Below are 22818 nucleotides of genomic sequence, written 5' to 3'. Positions count from 1 at the left end.
TCGAAATTTTATAGACAAAAATCAAGGGGTGTTTGTGCATCTTAACACAATGAGCGTCTATAAAAAATATCGTCTGGGTTGTTCTAACGCAATAACTGCGAGATAAGTTGAGCTGTATAATCAACCATAGGCACGATTCTTGCATAATTAAGCCGTGTTGGCCCAATAACCCCCAAAGCACCAATGACTCGTTGTTGTGAATCACAGTAAGGTGCCACCACTAAAGAAGAGCCAGAAAGTGAGAACAACTTATTTTCCGAACCAATAAAGATACGAACCCCTGAACCTTCATCCGTTAAATCAAGTAGTTGTGCCATACTTTCACGCGTTTCAAGGTCATCAAACAGGTGCCGTAACCGCTCTAAATCTTCTTCTGCCTTCACATCTTCAAGCAAATTGCTCCGCCCACGAACTATAAGGTGGACTTTATGATCAGCACCTTCTCCTCCCCAAAGAGCTAACCCCGTTTCAACAAGATGATGAGACAAATAATCAAGTGCATCCCGTGTTTCTGAGCATAAACGTGCAATTTCCTCTTTAGCTTCACTCAATGTTCGCCCCTGAATATGAGCATTGAGAAAATTCGTTGCCTCCGTTAGTTGTGCATGAGTAACCCCTTCCGGTAAATGAACAATACGATTTTCAACCTCACCTTGTTGAGTCACTAAAACAGCAAGAGCGTGCTCCCCATCAAGGCGCACAAACTCAATATGCTTTAATGTCCCTTCATGTTTTGTTGCTAGAACGAGCCCTGCTCCACGGGAAAGATCTGAAAGAACTTGGCTCGCTTGAATGAGAAAATGTTCAACTGATTGTGCATGACCAGCCTCCTTGACTTGATTTTCAATACTTTCGCGCTCCTCAACTGGCAAATCACCCGCCTCCATAAATGCATCGACAAAAAATCGTAAACCCGATTGTGTCGGCATTCTTCCTGCAGATACATGAGGTGCATAAATCAAACCGAGATGTTCAAGATCACTCATCACATTACGAATTGTCGCAGGTGATAATGTCTGTTGCAAAAGCCGTGAAAGATTGCGTGACCCCACAGGTCCACCATCATTAAGATAGGCTTCAACGATATGGCGAAAGATATCACGTGAACGCTTATCAAGATATTGTAGTTCATTATCAATAGGTTTGCGCTTCATCACAATTGTTTCACTACTTTTAAAATACTCTCTCCTTATATAAGTTTTGCCAAGGTTTGGTCAAACAGTTTAAAGCAGTGCAAAAGCGTAATGTATATTTATCATAAAAAAATGCTATCATCAAAAAGAAAGATACTTTTATATGTCTTTCCAATTATTATCCTCATCAAATACCTAAGATGTCATTTGAATAAAATATGAATAAACATTCAAAAATATTATGTCTCGTAAAATCTGGCAGAATTTATATTATATGATTGTTCAAGCTGGTTTTTAGCACAAAAAATAGCTATCCCCTTTCAATCTTGGAGAGATGTATATGAGAAGCATAACAACTAAAAAACTCGTCATTGCTACACATAACACCGGCAAATTGCATGAAATTAGCGCATTGGTCGATTCCTTCGGTCTAAAAATACAATCAGCAAAAGAGCTTGGATTACCTGAACCAAAAGAAACAGGAACAACGTTTGAAGAAAATGCTTATATCAAAGCCTTTGCAGCCGCAAAAAATACAGGACTTCCTGCCCTTTCTGATGATTCAGGTTTAGAAGTGGATGCATTGGATGGTGCACCAGGTGTTTATACAGCAGACCTCGCTCTTCAACCCGATGGCACACGTAATTATTTAAAAGCTATGCAAAAAATAGAAGACGAACTCCAAAAAATTGAAGCTTATGAAAAAAAACAACGAAAAGCTCGGTTTATATCGGTTATCTGCATTGCATGGCCCGATGCTCATGCAGATTATTTCCGCGGGTGCGTTGAAGGTACATTCATTTGGCCTCCACGTGGCGATAAAGGTTTTGGCTTTGATCCCATCTTTTTACCAGATGGATATGAAAATACCTTTGGCGAAATGACAACGGAGCAAAAACATGGCTGGAAAATCAACGATAAAACACCCCTCTCGCATCGTGCGCGTGCTTTCAAGCTTTTAGCAGAAAATCTTCTGATACGCTCATGAATGAAGCTTTTGGCATTTACATTCATTGGCCTTTTTGTGCTGCCAAATGCCCCTATTGTGACTTTAATTCACATGTTCGCGTAAATGGGGTTGATCAACCGCGTTTCGTAGCCGCCTTTGAACGCGAAATAGAAACGCAATATCATAAAATAGGTCCACGTCATATTACGAGTATTTTTATTGGCGGGGGAACCCCCTCTCTTATGACTCCTCAAACTGTTTATGCCTTATTAGAAGCGATTGCAAAAAAGTGGACGGTCAATGATAAAGCTGAAATTACACTTGAAGCCAACCCATCCAGTGTGGAAGTAGAACGCTTTCGCGGATATCGTGCAGCAGGCATTAACCGCCTGTCCTTAGGAGTACAGGCGCTTAATGACAAGGCATTGCGAAAACTTGGCCGTCTTCATGATGTGAAACAAGCTCTTCACGCCATTGCTTTGGCGCGGAAAATATTTCCACGATTATCTTTTGATCTCATTTATGCGCGCCCTGAACAAACACTCGAGCAATGGAAAGATGAACTTTTTCAAGCCATAGACTTGGCAGCAGATCACCTTTCTCTTTACCAACTGACTATCGAAGAAGGGACAGCTTTTAAACGGCTTCATGCTGCAGGAAGGCTTATCCTCCCCGCATCAGAACTCGCAGCAGATCTATATCATCTTACCCAAGAAATAACTTCACTGCACGGACTTCCAGCCTATGAAATCTCAAATCATGCAATTCCCGGTGCCGAATCAGAACATAATCTTCTTTACTGGCGTTATCATGAATATGCAGGCTTTGGTCCAGGAGCTCATGGACGTTTTATCGAACGTCCACTGAATAATTTCTCCGCCTTTTCAAAAGCATCTTCACCTCAAATTGAAAACCGTGAACGTTTTGTCACAATAAATGAAAAATATCCTGAACATTGGCTCGAGTTGGTAGAAACCACGGGGCATGGTTGTATTGAAACAGAACAATTAACCGCACTACAACAAGCAAACGAAATGCTCCTCATGGGCTTGCGGCTCTGCGAAGGTTTGGATCTTACACGCTATGAAACCTTAAGCCCCTATAGCTTACCAATGGAAAAACTAATCAATCTACAACAACAAGGGCTGGTAGAAATGGTGGGAAACCAGCGTTTGAAAGCCACGGCTAAAGGGCGCATCCTTCTTGATCACATCATCAGCCAACTAGCAATATGATTTTAACTTGTTATCACATCAATTGTGACACATTTACGGTTTTCAATTTGAGGTGAAGGTGCTTTTAAGAAAGCAATTGCTTCTCACCGCAAAAAATCAACAATGAAACGTTCATAAACAGCCGTGAGAGTCTCCAGCGCATCAAGCGTTACACATTCATCCACCATATGCATCGTTTGCCCCGGTAAACCAAATTCAACCACTGGGCAATAATCTTTAATAAACCGCGCATCCGAAGTTCCTCCCGAAGTTGAACATTCCGGTATATTCCCTGTCACACCTTCAATAGCATTTGATAAAGTTTTAACGAGTTTATCATTTTTGGTCAAAAAAACATCTCCCAAACTTGGAATCCATTCAAGCTGATAGTAGGGTAATTGATCATTCTTATTTTTTGGCTGCACCAAAGCAAGACGTTTTTCAATTTCTGTCACAAGCGTTTCTTTTGTCCAAAGATCATTGTAGCGTATATTAAAACGGATCGTTGTTTGCGCTGGAATAACGTTCACCGCGGGATTCCCCGTATCAATGGTTGTTAATTCCAAATTACTTGGTTGAAAATTTTCTGTACCTTGATCTAAGGTTTTTAGTGTCAATGCTTGAATAAGCTTATTTACTAAAGGCAATGGATTGGCTGCCCGCTCAGGAAAAGCAACATGCCCTTGGCGCCCTTTAACCGTAATGATACCAGAAATTGATCCTCGGCGGCCGATCTTGATCACATCACCAACAGTTTTTACGCTTGTTGGTTCTCCCACAAGAGCTGCAGTCCATTTTTCCCCTTTTTGCTCTGCCCATTTCAGAAGTTTTACCGTACCGTTAAGTGCAGGACCTTCTTCGTCACCAGTGATCAGAAGGCTTATTGTTCCTTTAATAGACTGTTTTTCTAGAACTCGAGCCAAAGCAGCAATAAAACAAGCGATCCCGCCCTTCATATCAACAGCACCCCGCCCGTATAATTTACCCTGTTCTATTACACCTTCAAAAGGAGGATATGTCCAGCTTTCCAGCTCACCTGGCGGCACCACATCAGTGTGACCTGCAAACATAAGATGCGGACCCTCTTTCCCCATTTTTGCATAAAGATTTTCAACATCTTCTGTATTTTTATCCGAAAAAACAGGACGCTCAACACGAAATCCTATCTTTGTTAGAAATTGTTCTAAAGTTGATAAAACACCCGCTTCATTAGGTGTAACAGAAGGACAACGAATAAGTGCCTGTAAAAGCTGAAGTGGGTCTGTAAGAACAGGCATAAGCGCTTTTCCAATCTGAATTTAAGAATTATCAAAGATTAGTAAGCTGAATTACAAAAAAGATAAAGCAAAAACATTGAAGACACTCAGCAAACTAAGCAGGGGAAGACAATCTTGCTGAGGCTTCAATGGCTTCTTCACAATGCGTGACAAAGCACACACACAACGACATCTTTAACAAAAAGTTCCGTTGCATCTTGTTTTCTTAAAAGATTTTTTATTTCTCCAACCGATATGAATGAAAATTGATGGCTTGCAGCATGTGACCATTTTTCTTTAACCAAGCGCGATATGTTTTACTTTCTGGACAAAGTTTTTCACAAAGAGCCCAAAATTTAGGTCCATGATTCATTTCAACAAGATGAGAAACCTCATGCGCAACAACATATTCAACAATTTCTTTTGGCGCCATAATAAGACGCCAAGAAAAAGAGAGGCGTTTGTCTATCGAGCAAGAACCCCAACGACTTTTCGTATCTTTATAGCTAACAGACTTCACTTTACGCTCTATTTTATGTGCATAGTATGAAACCAATGGCGTTATAATGAGCGCAGCCTGTTTTTTTAAAACATCAGCAACACGCCTTGGCAAATATTCTAATTGCCCATAAACGATAATTTGAGGTCCTTTTTCCGCATTACCTGCAAAAATTTCAGTTACCCCGCGCCCTTCTTTACGCGTTATAATATGTGCAACACCTAATAAAGGAATCGTTACTCCCTCTCTGAGAGAAGAATTTTCGGAGGAAATAAATGTATGAGCAAGGCGCTCTTCAATCCAAGACCGATGTTTTTCAATAAAACACTGAACCGCACAGAAGTTCATAGCCGGTGGCGTTGTCAAACAAACCTTTCTCCCACCCGCATCAATGCGTAACGTAAAACGGCGTGCGTGTTTGTGTTCTTTCACCTGTAAAGGTACTCTATGATTAGAGAAAATAAAGTCCTGTTCATAAACAGCCATGCACCATATCTTCTATAACAAATCAAACCGATCTTTCTTCTGCTTTTATCCTATCAATTAACGATGTCAACACTGTTTGAAAACAATCCAAATCTTGCGGACGCGAAAAGCGATGATCTGCATCACGAACGAGTGTTAATGTCACATCATTTAAAGGCAAATGATTAAGTAAAGTCAATGTATGTTGATAGGGTATTTCCTCATCTTCCATCCCTTGTAAAATATGGATTGGACAGCCAATATCAATGCATCCTTTCATGACGCAGTTGTTTCGTCCATCTTCAATCAATGCTTTTGTAAAAGGCATCGGGTCCGTATCACCAACTGCCGGTCGTTCAATATACCCTTTTTCTTCTAAAATTTTCCATTCCTCCGGCCCTAATGCTGGTTCCACTAATGTTTGCGTAAAATCAGGAGCTGGTGCAATTAATATCATACCAGCAACTGCCTTATTCTTTTGCGCAAGCATCATAGCAAGTCTTAAAGCAATCCACCCCCCCATAGAAGAACCAATCAAAATTTGAGGTCCTTCACAATAGGCTTTAAAAATTGCTAAACTTTCCTGCACCCAACGTGAAATCGTTCCTTGAAAAAAATCACCCCCAGACTCTCCATGGCCAGAGTAATCAAAACGTAAACAGGACAAATTGTTCTTCTGAGCAACATCATCAACTAACATCGCTTTACTTCCCAACATATCGGATTGATAGCCATGAAGCCAAACTAAACCAAGAGAACAATTACCTTTGCGATAACGCACGGCAAGATCCGTACCTTCAAATGAAAAAAACTGACTCAAGTTATTTTGATTCATCCTTACACTTCCTCTATGAAAGGTTTTTACTTATAAAAGAAAAAACTCTGTCTTCCAAGTCAAGTCTCAAAGCGATAAATCAAATAATAAAACGAATTCTAGTTGTTTTTCCGTATATAATTGTATATTAAACATGTCGTAGATGAATCAGAATAAGGAGCATAAATCATTCGCAGACCGTTTAAAATGACACCCACGCAAAAAGATGGGCCACGTTCAAATCAGGATATTCGGGTTCCCTGCGTTCAGCTTATCAATGATGAGGGACAGCATCAAGGAGTTGTTGCCACACAAGAAGCACTTGCTATGGCTGCAGATGCGGGGCTTGATTTGGTTGAGATTGTACCAAATGCAGATCCCCCCGTGTGTAAAATTGTCGATTTGGGAAAACTAAAATATCAGACCCAAAAGAAGGCGGCTGAAACACGCAAAAAACAGAAAATTATTGAGATCAAAGAAATCAAGATGCGTCCAAATGTTGATATTCATGATTATGAAGTCAAGCTTAGGGCTGTTCATCGTTTTATTGGTAACGGTGATAAAGTAAAGGTTACTTTACGTTTTCGTGGTCGTGAAATGGCCCACCAAGATCTTGGAATGAAACTTCTTCAGCGCGTTAAGGAAGATACAAGTGAAATTGCTAAGATCGAATCTGAGCCAAAACTCGAAGGTCGTCAAATGATGATGGTGATAGCTCCTAAATAATTTTTCATGGAGATAAAATAGAGTACGCTATAATACGCGACTTACCTAACATGGGCCTACGAATGTAGTGTTAAGAGCATCGCATTTGATTGTTGCGGTGCTTTTTAAAATTGGTAGTTGGTATGCGTTAATTTCTCTACAAGAGAGCGCTTCTTTATCAAAAAGGTAAAACATTTTTAATAAGAAGTACTCAATCTTGCATAAAACAATGATAAAATAGAGAAGCGCTTCATGGTCAAGAAAAAAATTTCTTCTTTTGATAAACACCTTATCATTCGTCTTTTAAGAGAAAATTTTCATAAACATGCGTGCTGGTACAGTATAGCTATTTTTTCAATGATCATCATTTCCTGCACAACTGCAGCCAGCGCGTGGATGATGCGTGATGTTGTCAATTATATTATTGATGCGAAAAATTTTAGTATGATTGTTTTGGTGTCTAGCATCATTGCTTTCATTTTTATTCTCAAAGGGATTGCAACTTTTGCACAAACTTATTTTCTGAGCAAAGCAGGAAACAGCATCGTTGCTGAACAGCAGCGCAAAATCTATGCACGCCTTATGGAACAAGGAGTTTCCTTTTACCAAAATAACACTTCATCCGATCTTCTCGTCCGTGTCACCCATAACGCCACAGCGGCCCGTAATGTCATTGATACCATTATTACAACTTTTGTACGTGATTTGCTCTCCGTAAGCGGTTTGTTACTTGTTATGTTTATCCAAAATTTTGCGTTAATCAGCATTACCTTAATCGTAGGTCCACTGGCTTTTTTTGGTGTTCGAATGGCATTAAAACGCGTTCGTAGTCTTGTAGAAAAAGAACTTCTTTCGCTCGGTGAAATTATTAAAATTGTACAAGAAAGTGCTATTGGTATTCGGGTCATTAAAGCCTTTTCATTAGAAGAACTGATGAAAAAACGCATGAATCAAGCTATTTGTGAGGTTGAAAAACAAGCAAATAGTATCGCAAAACTTCAAGCTATTACAAATCCGATTATGGAAACACTCGCTGGCGTTGCTATTGCGGGTATTATCTGCTTTTCTGGCTACCTTGCAAAACAACGAGCAGGCGTTCAAGGTGAATTAATGTCTTTTATTGTCGCTTTACTTCTCGCCTACGAACCTGCAAAAAGGTTAGCAAATGTACGTGTTAAAATCGAATCTGGTTTAGTCAATATCCGTACAATGTATGAAATACTCGACACTCCCCTTACATTGAGAGAGCATAAAGAAGCTAAAGATCTGGATAAAACGCAAGGAGCTATTCGTTTCGAACATGTTTCTTTTGCATATACGGATGGACAGATGGTATTGAAAAATATCAATCTAGAAATAGAACCTAGAAAAATGACAGCGTTGGTCGGCCCCTCTGGTTCAGGAAAATCAACCCTTATCAATCTTATTATGCGCCTTTATGATCCCACACAGGGACGTATATTGATAAATGGTCAAGACATCCGCTACATCACATTTCGTTCCCTTCGAAATCTTATGGCCTATGTAGGACAGGATACTTTTCTCTTTCAAGGAACTGTTAAATACAATATTGGACTTGGGAAAGAAGGTGCCAGTGACAACGACATTATAAAAGCAGCAAAGACAGCCAATGCTCATGACTTTATTATGGGGTTGCAAAATGGTTATGACACACAGATAGGCGATAATGGCAGTAACCTTTCAGGGGGACAAAAACAACGAATAGCCATTGCAAGAGCAATGCTTCATGATAGTGAAATCTTAATTCTTGATGAGGCAACAAGCGCGTTGGACTCACACACCGAAGCTCAAGTTAGTGAAGCCCTTCATCACCTCACCAAAGGGCGTACAACTATTGTTATCGCCCATCGCCTTTCAACTATTGTTCGTGCTGATAAAATCGTTGTCATCCAAAACGGGCAAATGGTTGAACAAGGTACTCCAAAAGAACTGCTAGCAAAAGAAAATAGCTTTTACAAAAAGCTTCATAATATTCAATTCAAAAAAACAAATGTCCTAAGCGATTGAATCTTAAAAATTTTACTCCTTAATAGTCTCTTTCATAAAATAGGCCAACACTAGAATTATTTTCATTCCCTATGGCACCTTTAGCTTTGAGATGACGTGAAATATCCAAATTAATTGTTCCTTTCGTCGTCCCATTTGACCCCGCTTCAAAACCTAAGTAAATGTTATTGTGTATGTAACGTCCAACACGTAAACCCGTATTACCTTTTTCATCAACGATAACATCAAGATCATCAAGACCAATTTTAGTCCGTAAGGCATTCAACAAGGATGTATTAGAAGCTCCTGCAAGTTCAGCTGCCGCTGCTGCAAGCTGCGCAATCTGAAATGGTGACAATTCATTAAGAGAACGATTAAAAATCAAACGTGCTAAAATCTCATCCTGTGGTAAATTCGGTTGTGAAGAAAAATGAACATCAAGGTTATCAATCGTTCCACTTACGGTTACAGTGACGCGAATATCACCGCTATTATTGTTGGTCACGAAATAAACCGTAGGATTAAGATTACCGCTAAAACTTGCTTGCCCCTGATCAAAATTAAGACGTTGTGAAAGAATATCAAAACGTCCACGAATCATCCTAAATTCACCAACTGGATGCACATCATTCAATGGACCTGCTAGGTTAATGCGTCCTCCCAGTTCAGCATCTAACCCTCGCCCGCGCACAAAAAACTGATTGCGCGCCGTAACACGCATATTTGATAGCACAATAGGTGACGATTTTCGAGAGATGCCACGATTTTTGTTAGTAATTTTAACATCAGCACGTTCGAGTGTTTTTTGAATCGGTTTGGTTAAATTCTTATTTTTAATATCGAGCAATTTTGCATTTTGAAAATGATCTGGAACAAGAACTTCTGCTTTTTCAACGATAACATCACCGCCAATAACAAGGTCACCCAAAAAATAACCCTTCATTGTCATCTTGCCTGACAACGTTGCAAGAATCATGGAACCATCATTATAATTGGCGTGATCGAGATAAAGTACCAAGTCTGTCTGTAAATCATTTGTAATATGTCCCGAAGCAGAAAGAGATCCCCCATAAGATGAAGTAGCAGAAGCTTTTTCTATAACAACATCATTACCATTCAACTTGCCTTCAATTGTTATATTATTTAACCCTAAATTCGTTTGTGAATCGAAAAAGCTACCATTAACTATGGAAAGATTTCCCATCAGCTGTGGCTGAGATAAAGTACCATTTAAAGTAGAATCAATTTTTGCTATCCCCTTTAAATGCGCACCACGCTCAGCTAAAAATGGATCCAAAAAAGCAAGGGGTATTGACCCTTTAATGTTTAATCCAACTCTTGAACCTTTCAGAGAAATAGGCCCGCTTGCGGAGAGATCTAGCTCCCTATCTCCGGTCGCTGTAATACGCTCGAGATGCAATGTCGATTTTTCATACGAACCACGAGCAGCCATATTTATCGACGCAAGCCCTTTATGTGTTGTAACGGTTAAGTTTTGGCTAGAAAGCTCAAAATGAGCAGATGGATCTTTCAATGTTCCACCAATATCAACCTTGCCCGTCACCGTTCCTCCAAGTGCTTGTTTTTCTATAAAACCGTTCGCTAGATGCGCAGGAAAATTTTGTAAATTTATATGTAAATCAAACTTATTTTTACTTAAAGGCACAGTCCCATACACCTGCGCTTGTAACCCCTCGCCAGTTAAATCTCCATTCAAAGTAAGATTTTGATCTACTGTTTTACCTGTAGCAGAAAGTACAAAAGGCATTATTTTCTTATCTTGAAGAGCAACGGTTGTCAGCCCCTCACCTTTTATATCATAAGTCACAACAGGTTTTTTCAAACTACCGCGAATCATAATCTGCCCTGTTAAAGTACCAGCAGCTCCAAGATCAGGTTTCCACAGATTGGCCACAGTAACAGGAAAAGCATTCATGGTAAGATGCAGATTAAGAGTATTATAAAAATCACCCGCAAGTACAACCTTACCTCCATTAATTGAAAGCCCTAATTCACTTACCACCATGCCATCTTTATCAAAAATAATCGTAGCAGATTTAGGCAATGTTGCGTGAAGATTAGAGTGTTTCACATCCATGGTTTCAATCTGTATTTCTCGTTTTATGCCTTCTGAAAGCCCAATTGTAATCATATGACCAGAGAGCTGTACATTTGTATTATCATGCAACATTGCCTGAACAGTAAAAGCTGTTTGCCCATTTTTGTCATTGGCGTGAGCCTTCAAACGATTAACCATCAACAAAGGTGTTTGAACATTCTCTGCATTGATAAAGCCCTCAAGCTGGGTTATGCCAAAAGGATCAAATATATCAGCTTTGACTTCCAACTTTTTAATTTTATTCTTTGCAAAACTTAAATGGTCGACGTGAGCTTTCAGATTGGCTTTTTGTATGCCATTTTGTTCGTCAAAAACAAAATCTCCTTTTACTTTTCCACCACCTTCTTGCAAAAATAATGCAGCAAGCACTGAAATATCGTCAGCGTCAATATGCAAAGCTCCTTTCACAAAACCTTCAATTGTTTGAGAAAGATTACCGGTTATCTTAGCGTTTCCTCCCTTAATATTAATATTCTGAAGTTTTCGAAGCTGTTTTTCTTCCTCAAAAGAAGCAGATACATGCAATGGTTTCTTAGCAAAAATTCCTTCACCTTTTACAGAACCAGTTAAAGAAGTAATTGGCGATCTATTATCCATCACTGTATTGATAACGAATGTTGTATTTTGGAGTTTTTTGCCCACTAAAAAGGCTTCAGCAATATGGGCCCGCGTGCTAAGCGTTATACGACTGTTTTGCCCTCTGGCAGCACTTCGGATTGTGAGTGCACCACTTATTCTCGGGTCTACCATAGTGAGATCAGATACTTGAGCAAACAAGTCCATCTTAGCACTCTCACTTGAAAAACGTCCATCAGCCTTTATGTTTGCATATTGATTTTTCAAATCCAAACGACGCAAAACTAAACCCGTTGTATTTCGAGCAACACCACCTGAAAGCGTAAGATTACCTTTCAATAAACGATCAAAAGGCTCCACGCCTATTTTCGTATTGTTAGCTATCCCTGATAATTCAAGATCAAACGCGCCACTCATTAAACCAATCGTTCCTTTGGCTTTAATATCTGCGCTACCAGAAGGTAATTTTTCACTCAACAAACCCAAAAGAGCAAATTTTTGCGCTTTTACACCAAGATCGCCTTTAAAAATCAAATGATCCATTTTTCCTTTTAACCAAGCAGAAAAACCTTGAGCTGTAACACTAAGATCATGAATCAAAACCGGTTTTCCAGAAAGAATATCTGTATCCAAATGCACATGAACTGTTTGGCTTGAACCTTTTGCCAATGCGTTGTTAGTCTTTATAACCCCTTGAAGTGTTCCATTAACTTGGATACCGACATGACGAGAAGCTACATTATCAAGATTTTCACTCACCCCCCCCATATCAAAAATTGCATCATGAATATGAACATTTTGATTGTTCAAATGATGCACAACAAGTCGTCCATTCCAAGATTGTTGCCCTTCGCGCCCATAGTCAATGGTTAAAGCAAGATTATCTGCACGCGTTTGTGCTTCTGATGCTGATAAATGAGTAGATCTACTTTCCTTATCAAATGTCATTTTGCCATCAACAAAAAGCCGCCGTAAAAATCCATCTGCTGTTATTTCAGCATTAGCAACAACATTCACGGCTTTTCCCTGAATGACCATATTATCAAGGTGCGTTACGCCCTCTTTTGTCATCCTCGCCTTAGCTTCCAGCATAACATTAGATTCGAAAAGACTGCTGTATTGAGGAGGCATTAAAAAGCCAAGCGTACCTACCAGTTTAGTAGAGATACTATGTCCTTCTGAAACACTTGCAAAAACAACATTGCCATCTAAAATAGGGTGATGGTCTGCCTCTAAATAAAGCTTTACAACTAAATCATCAAAAGTACCTTCACCTTTAATAGCAAGATTAAGTGCAGGACGCTTTTCAATGTTAAAAACATGAACCAAAATGCCATTTTGCGGTTCATTCGCAGAAATATTAATTTTAGCTGTACGGTCACTCTCGGATATCTTTGTGAGAACAGAAAAAGAACCTAGTCCATCTAAACGATGCGCTGCTATATCAACATCAAAGTCACCATGAGCCAAAGTCAGATGTCCTTTTAAGGATACATCAGCAGAAAAACCCAAAAGACTCTGCTCAAACGCTACATGCTTAGCTGTAAGCGTATTGATAGAAATGGCCAGTGGTAATTTTGGAAGAGAAAATTTTCCCGATTCAATGGAAGGAATAAGGGTAGAGCCATACGGTTTACGTAAAAACGTAATCTGTTCTACCGAAAGCTGGTTAATATCCACGCGCCCCCTAAGCAACGCTAAACGGTTCCAATCCATTTTAGCATTGGTAATTTTAAGCCAAACGCCCTTTTTATCACTAACAGTAATGGCATCAATTGACATTTGAGAAGATAGTATCCCCTGCATATTATGTAAACGAACTTGCCGATTAGGCGCTGAAAGTCTGCGCTCTATCAAAGAGACAAACCATGAACGATCATTCATAATAACTTCGCTAGAAGCTGTCTTGGCTCCTTTCGTAAAAACAAAAGTGCTCACCAGAAGAAAAAAAAGTCCAAATAAGAAAATCGATAAACGCACACTTTTTTTCATTAAAATGCTTGCCCTATACCCACATAAAAACCAACGCGAGGATCACCTTTTTCCCTCTTAAGAGGAAAGGCTAAATCAATGCGTAAAGGACCAAGACCTGTCATATAGCGCCCCCCAATGCCAGCCCCCCATTTAATTTTTTGAGAAAAATCAAAACGCGCCTTTTCCCCTACGAGACCTCCATCAAGAAAACTGACAAATCCTATCTTATCATTTAAAGAAAGACGTAATTCTGCTGAACCCTCAACAAGTGCCCGTCCCCCAACAACAGCATTATTTTCTGTTTTGATACCAATATTGCGATACGCGTAACCGCGAACGGATCCACCACCACCAGAAAAAAAGAGCGTATCCGAAGGTATATATGCTGCATCACTTCCAAGAATCGTACCAAGCTTTGCCCGTGCTGCAAAAACAAAACGATTCTTTTCATCCAGTGTCCAATAAGAACGCCCTTCCACAGTCATTTTTGTCACAAAACTGCTAAAGCGCATTTCATAAAAAGGTTCAACAACCGCTTCACCATACAAACCTTTTGTCGAATTGAACTTATTATCACGACTATCGTAAATCAAACCACTCGGTAACCCAATTGTTGTAAAATGACGAATCCCCAAATAGGCATCACGTGAATAACCATTAGAAACTTCTACAGCAACCTGTCCTGACAGATCATTATTAAAAATATGCGTAATACCCAATTTTCCTCTGATAGCTTTTGTCATGTAATTGTCTAAGACATCTTGCTGCACTTTTAATTCCGTTCTGAAGTCCGTATCAGGAGTCAATATACCAGGCTTTATAAATGTACCTCCAAAAAGATAATCAAAATTCTTGAAATTATAAGATTGCTCCTTCTTACTGCCGACACCGCTTATTTTAGTCTCGATCTTAAGACGTTCCGCATGACCAAAAAGATTTTTATGCACCCAATACGCTTCAAAACCCGCACCATCTAATGTCGAATAACTGCCACCAGCACCAAACCGTCGCGGTTTGCGCTCTTCTAGAACAAGCGTAAGCGGCAAACTACCATCAGGATTAATTGTATCAGCCTCACGTATATTTACAGCACGAAAAACATCAAGTCGCGCAAGTCTTTCATTCGCTTTGGCTAATGCATCAGAATCGTATTTCTGGCCTAGTTTTAATCCTGCCATCCATGCGATATAAGCTGAATCGACACGTGGTTTCTTACTAATATTCCTCACACTTAAAGGACCATAATAAGCCTCTCGTCCAGGATCAACCGCAATCTGCGCATCAATGAGACGTGCAGCGTGATCCGCAACGACTTCATTTTTGACAATTTTAGCTTTAGCATAACCTTGTCGGCGCCATCCTTCAATCGCCCATCTTTCTGCTTTAAGAACGGTTTCAGATTTGGCAATAGCCCCAACTTTATAGTCTAACTCTTCAATCGTGCCTATTTTATTGGTTTTATATTTTACGAATGGAGCAACTTTATCGATACCGGCAACACTAAAAATATATCGCGGACCAGCATCAATCATAATAACAATATTGGATTGTTTTGGGAGTTGAGTTACAGGACTCAAATCAGAGGCTTCAAAACCATTAATCTTAATACTAATAACACCACCATAGCGTCCATCAGCATAAAGAGCAGAAAGAATTGCCCGATAATCTGAACGGGCCTTAGCCAACAAACCAGAAGAACTAGATAAGGCTCTATCTTTATCAGCGAAAAGAGAAGAAACAGCCTTAACTATTGTAACACCCTCTGGTGGTGCCCCTGGTGATGCAATAACATCAACTTTATAAAATTTCTCTGTACTATTAACATCAGAAGAGGAATTTGTTTTCTTTTTACCAAAAAGCGGAATACCGAAAAGCTCAAATGCTGCAAGCGGCTGCGGAAAAGCAAAAACAAAGCATAGACATATAAATACACTGCGCATGAGTCCTGATTTTAACAAAATCCGTGTCCGACATATCATCAAATCAGATACCTTTAGTACATTCACATCTTTATAAATAACATCAAACAAAAAAGATAAATATATCTACTTGCAATATTTCATAAGTTTGCTCACATCAAATAACACTTTTTGCTAAAGACATACCGTTATACTCTCCCTTATATTCACAAAATCCTGAACTGCTGTGAAACGCAAACAACCCCGCTCCTCTTTTTCCTAGCATATTCATTTAGTGCATTATAAATGTTTTATTTAGCCGCATATTATCATGGTTAAATTTGTGCAAATTACTATCCATGATTGCACTACAAAAGACTGTACACGTATATAGATCTCTCACTTCAAAAAACCATACGGACACTTCTTGATTTTTATACGCAGATGTGATTGTTTCTTTTAAGTCAAAAGGGGGGCAAACTAATGATCGCGCGTGTTACAACTGTTGCTTTTCGCGGTCTAGAAGCAGTACCTGTTGATGTACAGGTTATGATTTCCTCTGGTAAAATAGGGATGGCTATTGTTGGGTTGCCAGATAAGGCAATTGCAGAAAGCCGTGAACGTGTACAAGCAGCTTTTCATGCTTGTGGGCTTTCCATGCCAAACAAAAGAGTTACTATTAATCTTGCGCCAGCTGATTTACCTAAAGAGGGATCACATTATGATTTACCAATTGCCGTAGGCTTAATGCTTGCTATGGGAATTCTTCCTTCTGACGTAGCGCAAGATTACATCATTTTAGGAGAATTATCGCTGGATGGCTCACTTACAGCTGTCAATGGTGTTTTACCAGCCGCAATGACAGCTTTATCACTTGATAAAGGGCTTATTTGTCCTCACTCATGCGGACCTGAAGCGGCATGGGCAAACGCAGAGATGAACATTCTCGCACCTGAGACTCTTCTTACCATGGTCAATCATTTTAAAGGAATACAAATACAAAAACGTCCGCAACCACGCCAATATACAATCCAAACTGAACTTCCAGACCTTTGCGAAATTAAAGGACAAAAAACCGCCAAACGTGCATTAGAAGTTTGTGCTGCTGGACGACATAACCTTTTGTTTGTAGGTCCTCCTGGTGCAGGCAAATCTATGTTAGCTCAACGCTTACCTTCCATTTTGCCGCCTCTTGATAGCCGTGAACTCTTAGATGTTTCTCTTATTGCTTCTATCACAGGAGAAACACTCCATAATACCATTTCATTTCATTGCCCTTTTCGTGCCCCGCATCATTCTGCTTCCATGGCAGCAATGATTGGTGGTGGTCTTAAAGCACGACCAGGAGAAGTCTCACTTGCACATAATGGCGTTTTATTTCTTGACGAATTGCCTGAATTTTCTCCACAAGTTCTTGATTCTCTTCGTCAACCTTTAGAGAGCGGGGAATGTGTTATCGCCCGTGCTAACCACCATATCAGCTATCCTGCACGTATCCTACTCATTGCCGCAATGAACCCTTGTCGATGTGGTATGGCAGGCGAAAAAAACCATATTTGTGCTAAAGGAATCCGTTGTCAAATTGATTATCAATCGCGTATTTCTGGTCCTCTGCTTGACCGAATTGATTTACGAATTGATGTTCCTGCTTTAACAGCTATGGACCTTATGCAACCAGAACAATCAGAAAAAAGCTGTGATATTGCAAAACGCGTTGCACGGTGCCGTGCCATTCAAACCAAACGTTTTGCTAAACTGGGACTTGATCATATTCGTACCAACGGCGATTGCCCTGCTAAGATTATCGAACAAATTGCTGTTCCTGATCAAAATGCAACCATACTGTTACGGGACGTGAGTGAAAAGATGCACCTTTCGGCACGTGCCTATCATCGCATTCTCAAGGTCGCGCGCACTATTGCTGATCTCGACGAAGCCGACCATCTTTCACGCCATCATCTCGCAGAAGCCATTTCCTATCGACTGGGCACTGAACGATTAACAGCGCTTTCTTAAGAAAAGTTTTGATCAGTAAAAACTAACTGGAAAATAACGTAGATAAAGCTCCGCAAGTTTGCCATCATCTTCTAGAGATTTCAGAGCATAATTGAGTGTATCAACCAATTTTGCATTCTTTTTTGCAACCGCAAGCCGCATTCCATCTCCTAACAATTGGGGAGCCATATACGCACCTCCAACAAAATGGCAACAATCAACAGACTTTGGATCATTAAGCCATAAAGATAAAGCAAATCCATCATCGAAAATAAGATCAATTTTATGATCTTGTAACGCTTTATAAAGCTCTGCCCTGTCTTTAAATCCTTGCCCTTTAGCTTCAGGAAAATAACTATGAAATAGCTTTTCATGAGCACTCTTGAACAAAAATCCACTATTTAAATGCACAACTTTATCTCTTATTGCCTTCCCAAGCTTCATAGGTCGAGAAGCAACAAACCGAGCAGGAAAGCGCAAATAAGTTTTTGTAAAAACAAGATCTTGACGCGTTTCAATTGTTTCTTTTAAACCAGCGATAATCACCTCTGCTCCGCCATTTTTCACATGATCTACGAGCTCTTCCCAAGGAACAACTTCTACTTCACAGAATTTTTCAATGTTTAATTTTACGCAAATAGCGCGTAATAAATCGAGATTATAGCCTGCAAGGCGTCCTGTTTTGTCAAGAAAGTTAAAAGGAGGAAAATCAAAAGTTGTTACAAAACGCAAACGGGTTATACCTGTTGTATGAGGTGGTAGCAAATGCTCATGCGAATCAAAAAAAGAGGGTAATTTTCCAGCTGTTTCAGCTTTCGCAAGGGAAGAAAAGAGGAGTTCCCATACTATAAATAGAGCTCTCAGAAGAGCATTTAACACATCTATAGATTTATTTATTTTCAAAATCTTTCCCCCCCCCCTGATTTCTCAAAGTTAAAATGTAAATTGTTTAGTTACAAATATTATTTAATGCACTTAACTGAAACATCTGGTACTTTCATAAATAAAAAATGGCTGGTATATTTTTAAACTGTCAAAAAATTGAAAAATTTTCCTATGTGTTTCAAAATACAGCGGCAATATCAGAATTTTGGCATAAATCTTCTTAAATCAAATAAACGTACAAAAGAAAGCCCTTTTGAAGGAAAGCTGTTTTTTAGCACAAATGTAAAACTAAAGTTTTTTGTACTACCGTCAGTTTTATTTTCCCTCAAATATCTTCACTGAATCAAGAACATCTCTTGTTTCTTTCTTCTGAAAAAACGCAAAATTTCGCTCTTTAAACAATACATTCTGATCTTACTGTTCACACAAGCTACAAACCGTATACATTTTGAAAATCATTCCATACTTTTAGAAAAATCCTCCGCTTGCCAACACCAAATGAGACGCAGAAACAAACCATCCGTATCCGTTTTTAGGCATTATGCAAGATTAAGAAAAACGAACAGCATATTTTTACAAAACTAATTATTATAGATCAAACAAAAAGGATGTTTATAAAAGCATAAGAGCTGACTTCTTTGACTTTCTACAGGATCTTAATTCATCGTAAGGAGGAAATAATATCTCATTCCTCTCGTAAGCAAAAAATCCACGTGGCTCTTGTTTTTTCCCAGAAATTAACAACCCATAGAGATGGCTTTCATCAGATTATACCACGTTGCCTTCCATTCAAAACGCAATGTACAGTACAACATCATTTGCGTATGCAAAAATCATTCTCTCTTGAACGCTATTATATACTAACAGATGTTGAATATAAATCTGATATACGGTAAATGTTTAATGTGGTTATTCCATAAATAACTGGCCAAAACGTTAAGCTCAGAAAAAGCTAATGAAATATCGCAAATTGAACACAGAAATGGATTAACTTATGAGTGATGAAATAACCTCACCAGTGTGTGGTGATGAGTATGATGCCGCTTCCATAAAAGTTCTCAAAGGTCTTGATGCTGTACGCAAACGTCCTGGCATGTATATCGGTGATACCGACGATGGTTCAGGTTTGCACCATATGGTCTACGAGGTTGTAGACAATGCTATTGATGAGGCTTTAGCGGGCCATGCTACTCTTGTGAATGTCACACTTCATGCTGATGGATCTTGCTCTGTTCGTGACAATGGACGCGGAATTCCAACAGATATTCACCCCACAGAAGGCATTTCAGCAGCTGAAGTTATCATGACGCAACTTCACGCAGGTGGAAAATTTGATCAAAACTCTTATAAAGTTTCAGGCGGATTACATGGCGTTGGTGTCTCTGTTGTTAATGCATTATCGGTTTGGCTAAAACTGCAAATTAAACGCAATGGTAAAATCCATGAAATATCATTTACTCATGGAGTCGCCGACGCCCCGCTAAAAATCATTGGTGATTGCGATGCAGAAAGTGGAACAGAAATTAGATTTCTACCAAGCTCTGAAACCTTTACCATGGTTGAATTTGATTTTGAAACCTTGGAACGCCGCTTGCGGGAACTCGCATTCTTAAATTCTGGCGTATATATTCTCCTTGTTGACGAACGCCATGCTGATATTAAATCCGTCGAATTGCATTATGAAGGTGGATTAGTTGAATTTGTTAAATATATTGACCAAACGAAAAAAGCACTCCTTGATAATCCTATTTACATTGCAAATGAAAAGGATGGAATGAGCGTTGATGTTGCCCTATGGTGGAATGATTCCTATCATGAGAAGGTATTGTGTTTTACTAACAATATTCCTCAGCGTGATGGTGGAACCCACTTAATAGGTTTCCGCAGCGCTTTAACACGTCAAATCAATGGCTACGCTGAATCTTCAGGTATTGCAAAAAAGGAAAAAGTTAACTTGACAGGTGATGATTGCCGTGAAGGACTAACCGCTATTCTTTCAGTCAAAGTTCCAGATCCAAAATTTTCTTCGCAAACAAAAGATAAATTGGTTTCTTCTGAGGTGCGCCCTATTGTTGAAAATTTGGTGAATGAGGGGCTTTCGGTATGGTTGGAAGAGCATCCTAATGAAGCAAAATTGCTTATCAGTAAAGTGGTAGAAGCTGCAACAGCACGTGAAGCAGCACGTAAAGCACGAGAACTCACAAGACGAAAAGGAGCCCTCGATATCACTTCTCTACCTGGAAAGCTTGCCGATTGCCAAGAACGTGATCCAGCGAAATCAGAAATTTTTATCGTTGAAGGAGATTCTGCTGGTGGTTCAGCAAAAAGTGGGCGTTCACGCCAAAATCAAGCGATTTTGCCCCTGCGCGGTAAAATTCTCAATGTTGAACGGGCACGCTTTGACCGCATGCTCTCATCTGAGATGATTGGAACACTGATCACCGCTCTTGGAACTTCTATTGGTAAGGATGAATTTTCACCAGATAAATTACGTTACCATAAAATCATCATCATGACCGATGCGGATGTTGATGGTGCGCATATCCGCACACTCTTACTCACTTTCTTTTTTAGGCAAATGCCCGAATTGATTGAGCGTGGACATCTCTATATTGCTCAACCACCCCTCTATAAAGTATCGCGGGGAAAATCTTCACAATATATCAAAAATGAAGCAGCCTTCGAAGAATTTTTGATTGATACTGGACTGGAAGAAACAACATTAGAATTATCAACAGGAGAAATTCGTGCCAGCGCTGATTTGCGCCAACTCGCCGAAGACGCTCGTGTATTACGCCAACTTTTAAATGGTCTTCATACCCGCTATGATCGCAATATTGTTGAGCAAGCAGCAATTGTTGGGGCTTTCAATCTTGAAGCCTTTGCAACATCAGAAAAAGCTCAAAAAACAGCTGATAATGTAGCACGTCGTCTTGACTTAATCGCTGATGATATGGAGCGTGGTTGGAGTGGTCAGTATACGTCAGAAGGGAGTTTATGCTTTGAACGCATTTTACGCGGGGTTAAAGATGTCATTACTCTCGATGCAGGACTTATCAATTCAGCTGACGCACGTCAAATTGATCGCGTTTCCCAAAACTTCATAGAAATATATAACCCTCCCCCACTTCTCCATCGCAAGGATAAATCAGAGCGCGTTTTTGGGCCTATGAGCCTTTTAGAAAGCATTTTTACGAATGGTAAAAAAGGCCTCACTCTCCAACGTTATAAAGGTCTTGGAGAAATGAATGCTGAACAGCTTTGGGAAACAACCCTTAATCCCGATGCGCGCGCACTTTTACAAGTTAAAATTAATGATGCAACCGATGCAGATTCTCTCTTTTCCCGTTTAATGGGTGATGAAGTTGAACCTAGGCGGGCTTTTATTCAAGATAATGCTTTAAGCGTTGCCAATCTTGATATCTAAAGGTACTCTTTTGTTTTTAGCTGTATAAACATCACGGTTTTATACGTTGCTTTTTTCGTATTTGAACATTCCTTCTATATTTCATTTACGATAAAGAAAAACTAAGGAAGGTCATGCATATGGCAGCTGAGACAGAACGCGTAGGAGTCAAAGGTGGTATGGAATACTCTTTTGGCTTTAGAAGAGTTGATGAAGCACAAAAACAATCCATGGTTGATGGTGTGTTTCACTCTGTTGCTGAAAACTATGACAAAATGAATGATATCTTATCACTGGGGCTACACCGTGTGTGGAAAAATTCTATGGTTGCATGGCTTTCTCCACCAGCACTTGCCAATTGGAAGGTGCTTGATGTAGCTGGAGGTACGGGTGATATCGCTTTTCGCATTCTTAATGCTTCACGCCAAAAAGCCCACGCTACAGTGCTTGATATTAATGGCTCAATGCTCAGTGTCGGTAAAAAGCGCGCACAAAAGAATGGCCTTGTTTCTCTGATTGACTTTGTTGAAGCCAATGCAGAACAGCTACCTTTTGAAGATCAAAGCTTTGATGCTTACACTATTGCCTTTGGAATCCGCAATGTGCCTCATATTGATCAAGCCCTTAGAGAAGCTTTCCGTGTTTTAAAACCAGGAGGACGTTTCTTATGTTTAGAATTTTCCAATGTTGAAATGCCTTTGCTTGACAAACTTTATGATCTTTGGTCTTTCCATGCTATCCCTAAGCTTGGACAAATCATTGCAAATGATGGCGATGCTTATCGTTATTTGGTTGAATCTATTCGCAAATTTCCCAAGCAAGATGATTTTGCTCATATGATCAACCATGCAGGTTTTTCGCGGGTATCGTATCGCAATCTCACAGGCGCAATAGCAGCACTACATTCAGGCTGGAAGATTTAA

General features: G+C 39.6%; 14 protein-coding genes. 7 read left to right on the top strand and 7 right to left on the bottom strand.

The window, feature by feature from the left end; genetic code table 11:
- Nucleotides 1–83: 83 nt before the first annotated feature.
- Nucleotides 84–1154 carry a heat-inducible transcriptional repressor HrcA gene (gene hrcA, locus ACKC4Y_RS08840; RefSeq protein ID WP_409361359.1) on the bottom strand — a complete coding sequence of 357 codons (1071 nt, stop codon included), beginning with the start codon at nt 1152–1154 and terminating at the stop codon, nt 84–86.
- A 319-nt stretch (nt 1155–1473) separates the two neighbouring features.
- Here hrcA and rdgB point away from each other — a divergent pair, with 319 nt between their 5' ends.
- The gene (rdgB, locus tag ACKC4Y_RS08835) at nt 1474–2121 is read left to right on the top strand and encodes an RdgB/HAM1 family non-canonical purine NTP pyrophosphatase (protein WP_409361358.1); all 648 of its coding nucleotides are present in this window, start codon (nt 1474–1476) and stop codon (nt 2119–2121) included.
- Nucleotides 2118–3317 carry a radical SAM family heme chaperone HemW gene (hemW, locus tag ACKC4Y_RS08830; protein ID WP_409361357.1) on the top strand — a complete coding sequence of 400 codons (1200 nt, stop codon included), beginning with the start codon at nt 2118–2120 and terminating at the stop codon, nt 3315–3317. The genes rdgB and hemW overlap by 4 nt, the downstream gene beginning before the upstream one ends.
- Before the next feature lie 83 nt (nt 3318–3400).
- Here hemW and dapE read toward each other — a convergent pair whose 3' ends face one another.
- From dapE to ACKC4Y_RS08815, 3 genes are all read right to left on the bottom strand, one after another.
- The gene (gene dapE, locus ACKC4Y_RS08825) at nt 3401–4573 is read right to left on the bottom strand and encodes a succinyl-diaminopimelate desuccinylase (protein ID WP_409361356.1); all 1173 of its coding nucleotides are present in this window, start codon (nt 4571–4573) and stop codon (nt 3401–3403) included.
- Between the two features lie 217 nt (nt 4574–4790).
- The gene (locus tag ACKC4Y_RS08820) at nt 4791–5537 is read right to left on the bottom strand and encodes a M48 family metallopeptidase (RefSeq protein ID WP_409361355.1); all 747 of its coding nucleotides are present in this window, start codon (nt 5535–5537) and stop codon (nt 4791–4793) included.
- Between the two features lie 22 nt (nt 5538–5559).
- Nucleotides 5560–6351 carry an alpha/beta hydrolase gene (locus ACKC4Y_RS08815; protein ID WP_409361354.1) on the bottom strand — a complete coding sequence of 264 codons (792 nt, stop codon included), beginning with the start codon at nt 6349–6351 and terminating at the stop codon, nt 5560–5562.
- A gap of 186 nt (nt 6352–6537) precedes the next feature.
- Between ACKC4Y_RS08815 and infC the strand changes: the two genes are divergently transcribed.
- Both infC and ACKC4Y_RS08805 read left to right on the top strand, forming a co-directional pair.
- Nucleotides 6538–7056 carry a translation initiation factor IF-3 gene (infC, locus tag ACKC4Y_RS08810; RefSeq protein WP_409361353.1) on the top strand — a complete coding sequence of 173 codons (519 nt, stop codon included), beginning with the start codon at nt 6538–6540 and terminating at the stop codon, nt 7054–7056.
- A 231-nt stretch (nt 7057–7287) separates the two neighbouring features.
- Complete coding sequence (locus tag ACKC4Y_RS08805; RefSeq protein WP_409361352.1) at nt 7288–9063, top strand: ABC transporter ATP-binding protein; 1776 nt, start codon at nt 7288–7290, stop codon at nt 9061–9063.
- A gap of 19 nt (nt 9064–9082) precedes the next feature.
- Here the strand turns inward: ACKC4Y_RS08805 and ACKC4Y_RS08800 are convergent, their stop codons facing one another.
- On the bottom strand, nt 9083–13729 hold the full coding sequence (locus ACKC4Y_RS08800; protein WP_409361351.1) for a translocation/assembly module TamB domain-containing protein: 4647 nt from the start codon (nt 13727–13729) through the stop codon (nt 9083–9085).
- Nucleotides 13729–15690 (bottom strand): autotransporter assembly complex protein TamA, encoded by a 1962-nt coding sequence (locus tag ACKC4Y_RS08795; protein ID WP_409361350.1) that lies wholly within the window; start codon nt 15688–15690, stop codon nt 13729–13731. Before ACKC4Y_RS08795 ends, ACKC4Y_RS08800 begins: the two co-directional genes overlap by 1 nt.
- Nucleotides 15691–16092: 402 nt before the next feature.
- On the opposite strand from ACKC4Y_RS08795, the gene ACKC4Y_RS08790 reads away from it, so the two are divergent.
- Nucleotides 16093–17625, top strand: coding sequence for a YifB family Mg chelatase-like AAA ATPase (locus ACKC4Y_RS08790; protein ID WP_409361349.1), 1533 nt, complete (start codon nt 16093–16095; stop codon nt 17623–17625).
- 12 nt (nt 17626–17637) lie between these two features.
- Here the strand turns inward: ACKC4Y_RS08790 and ACKC4Y_RS08785 are convergent, their stop codons facing one another.
- Entirely contained in the window at nt 17638–18507 is an 870-nt protein-coding gene (locus ACKC4Y_RS08785) for a transporter substrate-binding domain-containing protein (protein WP_409361348.1), read from the bottom strand.
- A 976-nt stretch (nt 18508–19483) separates the two neighbouring features.
- On the opposite strand from ACKC4Y_RS08785, the gene gyrB reads away from it, so the two are divergent.
- Together gyrB and ubiE are read left to right on the top strand one after the other, a co-directional pair.
- Complete coding sequence (gene gyrB / locus ACKC4Y_RS08780; RefSeq protein ID WP_409361347.1) at nt 19484–21916, top strand: DNA topoisomerase (ATP-hydrolyzing) subunit B; 2433 nt, start codon at nt 19484–19486, stop codon at nt 21914–21916.
- A gap of 119 nt (nt 21917–22035) precedes the next feature.
- Nucleotides 22036–22818, top strand: a complete 783-nt coding sequence (gene ubiE / locus ACKC4Y_RS08775) for a bifunctional demethylmenaquinone methyltransferase/2-methoxy-6-polyprenyl-1,4-benzoquinol methylase UbiE (RefSeq protein WP_409361346.1) — start codon at nt 22036–22038, stop codon at nt 22816–22818.

Origin of the sequence: Bartonella heixiaziensis (assembly GCF_046245125.2) — a bacterium.
GTDB classification, from domain to species: domain Bacteria; phylum Pseudomonadota; class Alphaproteobacteria; order Rhizobiales; family Rhizobiaceae; genus Bartonella; species Bartonella heixiaziensis.
The sequence above is the reverse complement of the archived record's forward strand: the minus strand, read 5'-3'. Positions and strand labels throughout refer to the sequence as shown.

Coding starts and splice junctions, on each gene's coding strand:
- rdgB (WP_409361358.1), top strand. CDS start 1,474: ATGAGAAGCATAACAACTAAAAAACTCGTCATTGCTACACATAACACC.
- ACKC4Y_RS08815 (WP_409361354.1), bottom strand. CDS start 6,351: ATGAATCAAAATAACTTGAGTCAGTTTTTTTCATTTGAAGGTACGGAT.
- ACKC4Y_RS08805 (WP_409361352.1), top strand. CDS start 7,288: ATGGTCAAGAAAAAAATTTCTTCTTTTGATAAACACCTTATCATTCGT.
- ACKC4Y_RS08820 (WP_409361355.1), bottom strand. CDS start 5,537: ATGGCTGTTTATGAACAGGACTTTATTTTCTCTAATCATAGAGTACCT.
- hemW (WP_409361357.1), top strand. CDS start 2,118: ATGAATGAAGCTTTTGGCATTTACATTCATTGGCCTTTTTGTGCTGCC.
- ACKC4Y_RS08790 (WP_409361349.1), top strand. CDS start 16,093: ATGATCGCGCGTGTTACAACTGTTGCTTTTCGCGGTCTAGAAGCAGTA.
- infC (WP_409361353.1), top strand. CDS start 6,538: ATGACACCCACGCAAAAAGATGGGCCACGTTCAAATCAGGATATTCGG.
- hrcA (WP_409361359.1), bottom strand. CDS start 1,154: ATGAAGCGCAAACCTATTGATAATGAACTACAATATCTTGATAAGCGT.
- ubiE (WP_409361346.1), top strand. CDS start 22,036: ATGGCAGCTGAGACAGAACGCGTAGGAGTCAAAGGTGGTATGGAATAC.
- gyrB (WP_409361347.1), top strand. CDS start 19,484: ATGAGTGATGAAATAACCTCACCAGTGTGTGGTGATGAGTATGATGCC.
- dapE (WP_409361356.1), bottom strand. CDS start 4,573: ATGCCTGTTCTTACAGACCCACTTCAGCTTTTACAGGCACTTATTCGT.
- ACKC4Y_RS08800 (WP_409361351.1), bottom strand. CDS start 13,729: ATGAAAAAAAGTGTGCGTTTATCGATTTTCTTATTTGGACTTTTTTTT.
- ACKC4Y_RS08795 (WP_409361350.1), bottom strand. CDS start 15,690: ATGATATGTCGGACACGGATTTTGTTAAAATCAGGACTCATGCGCAGT.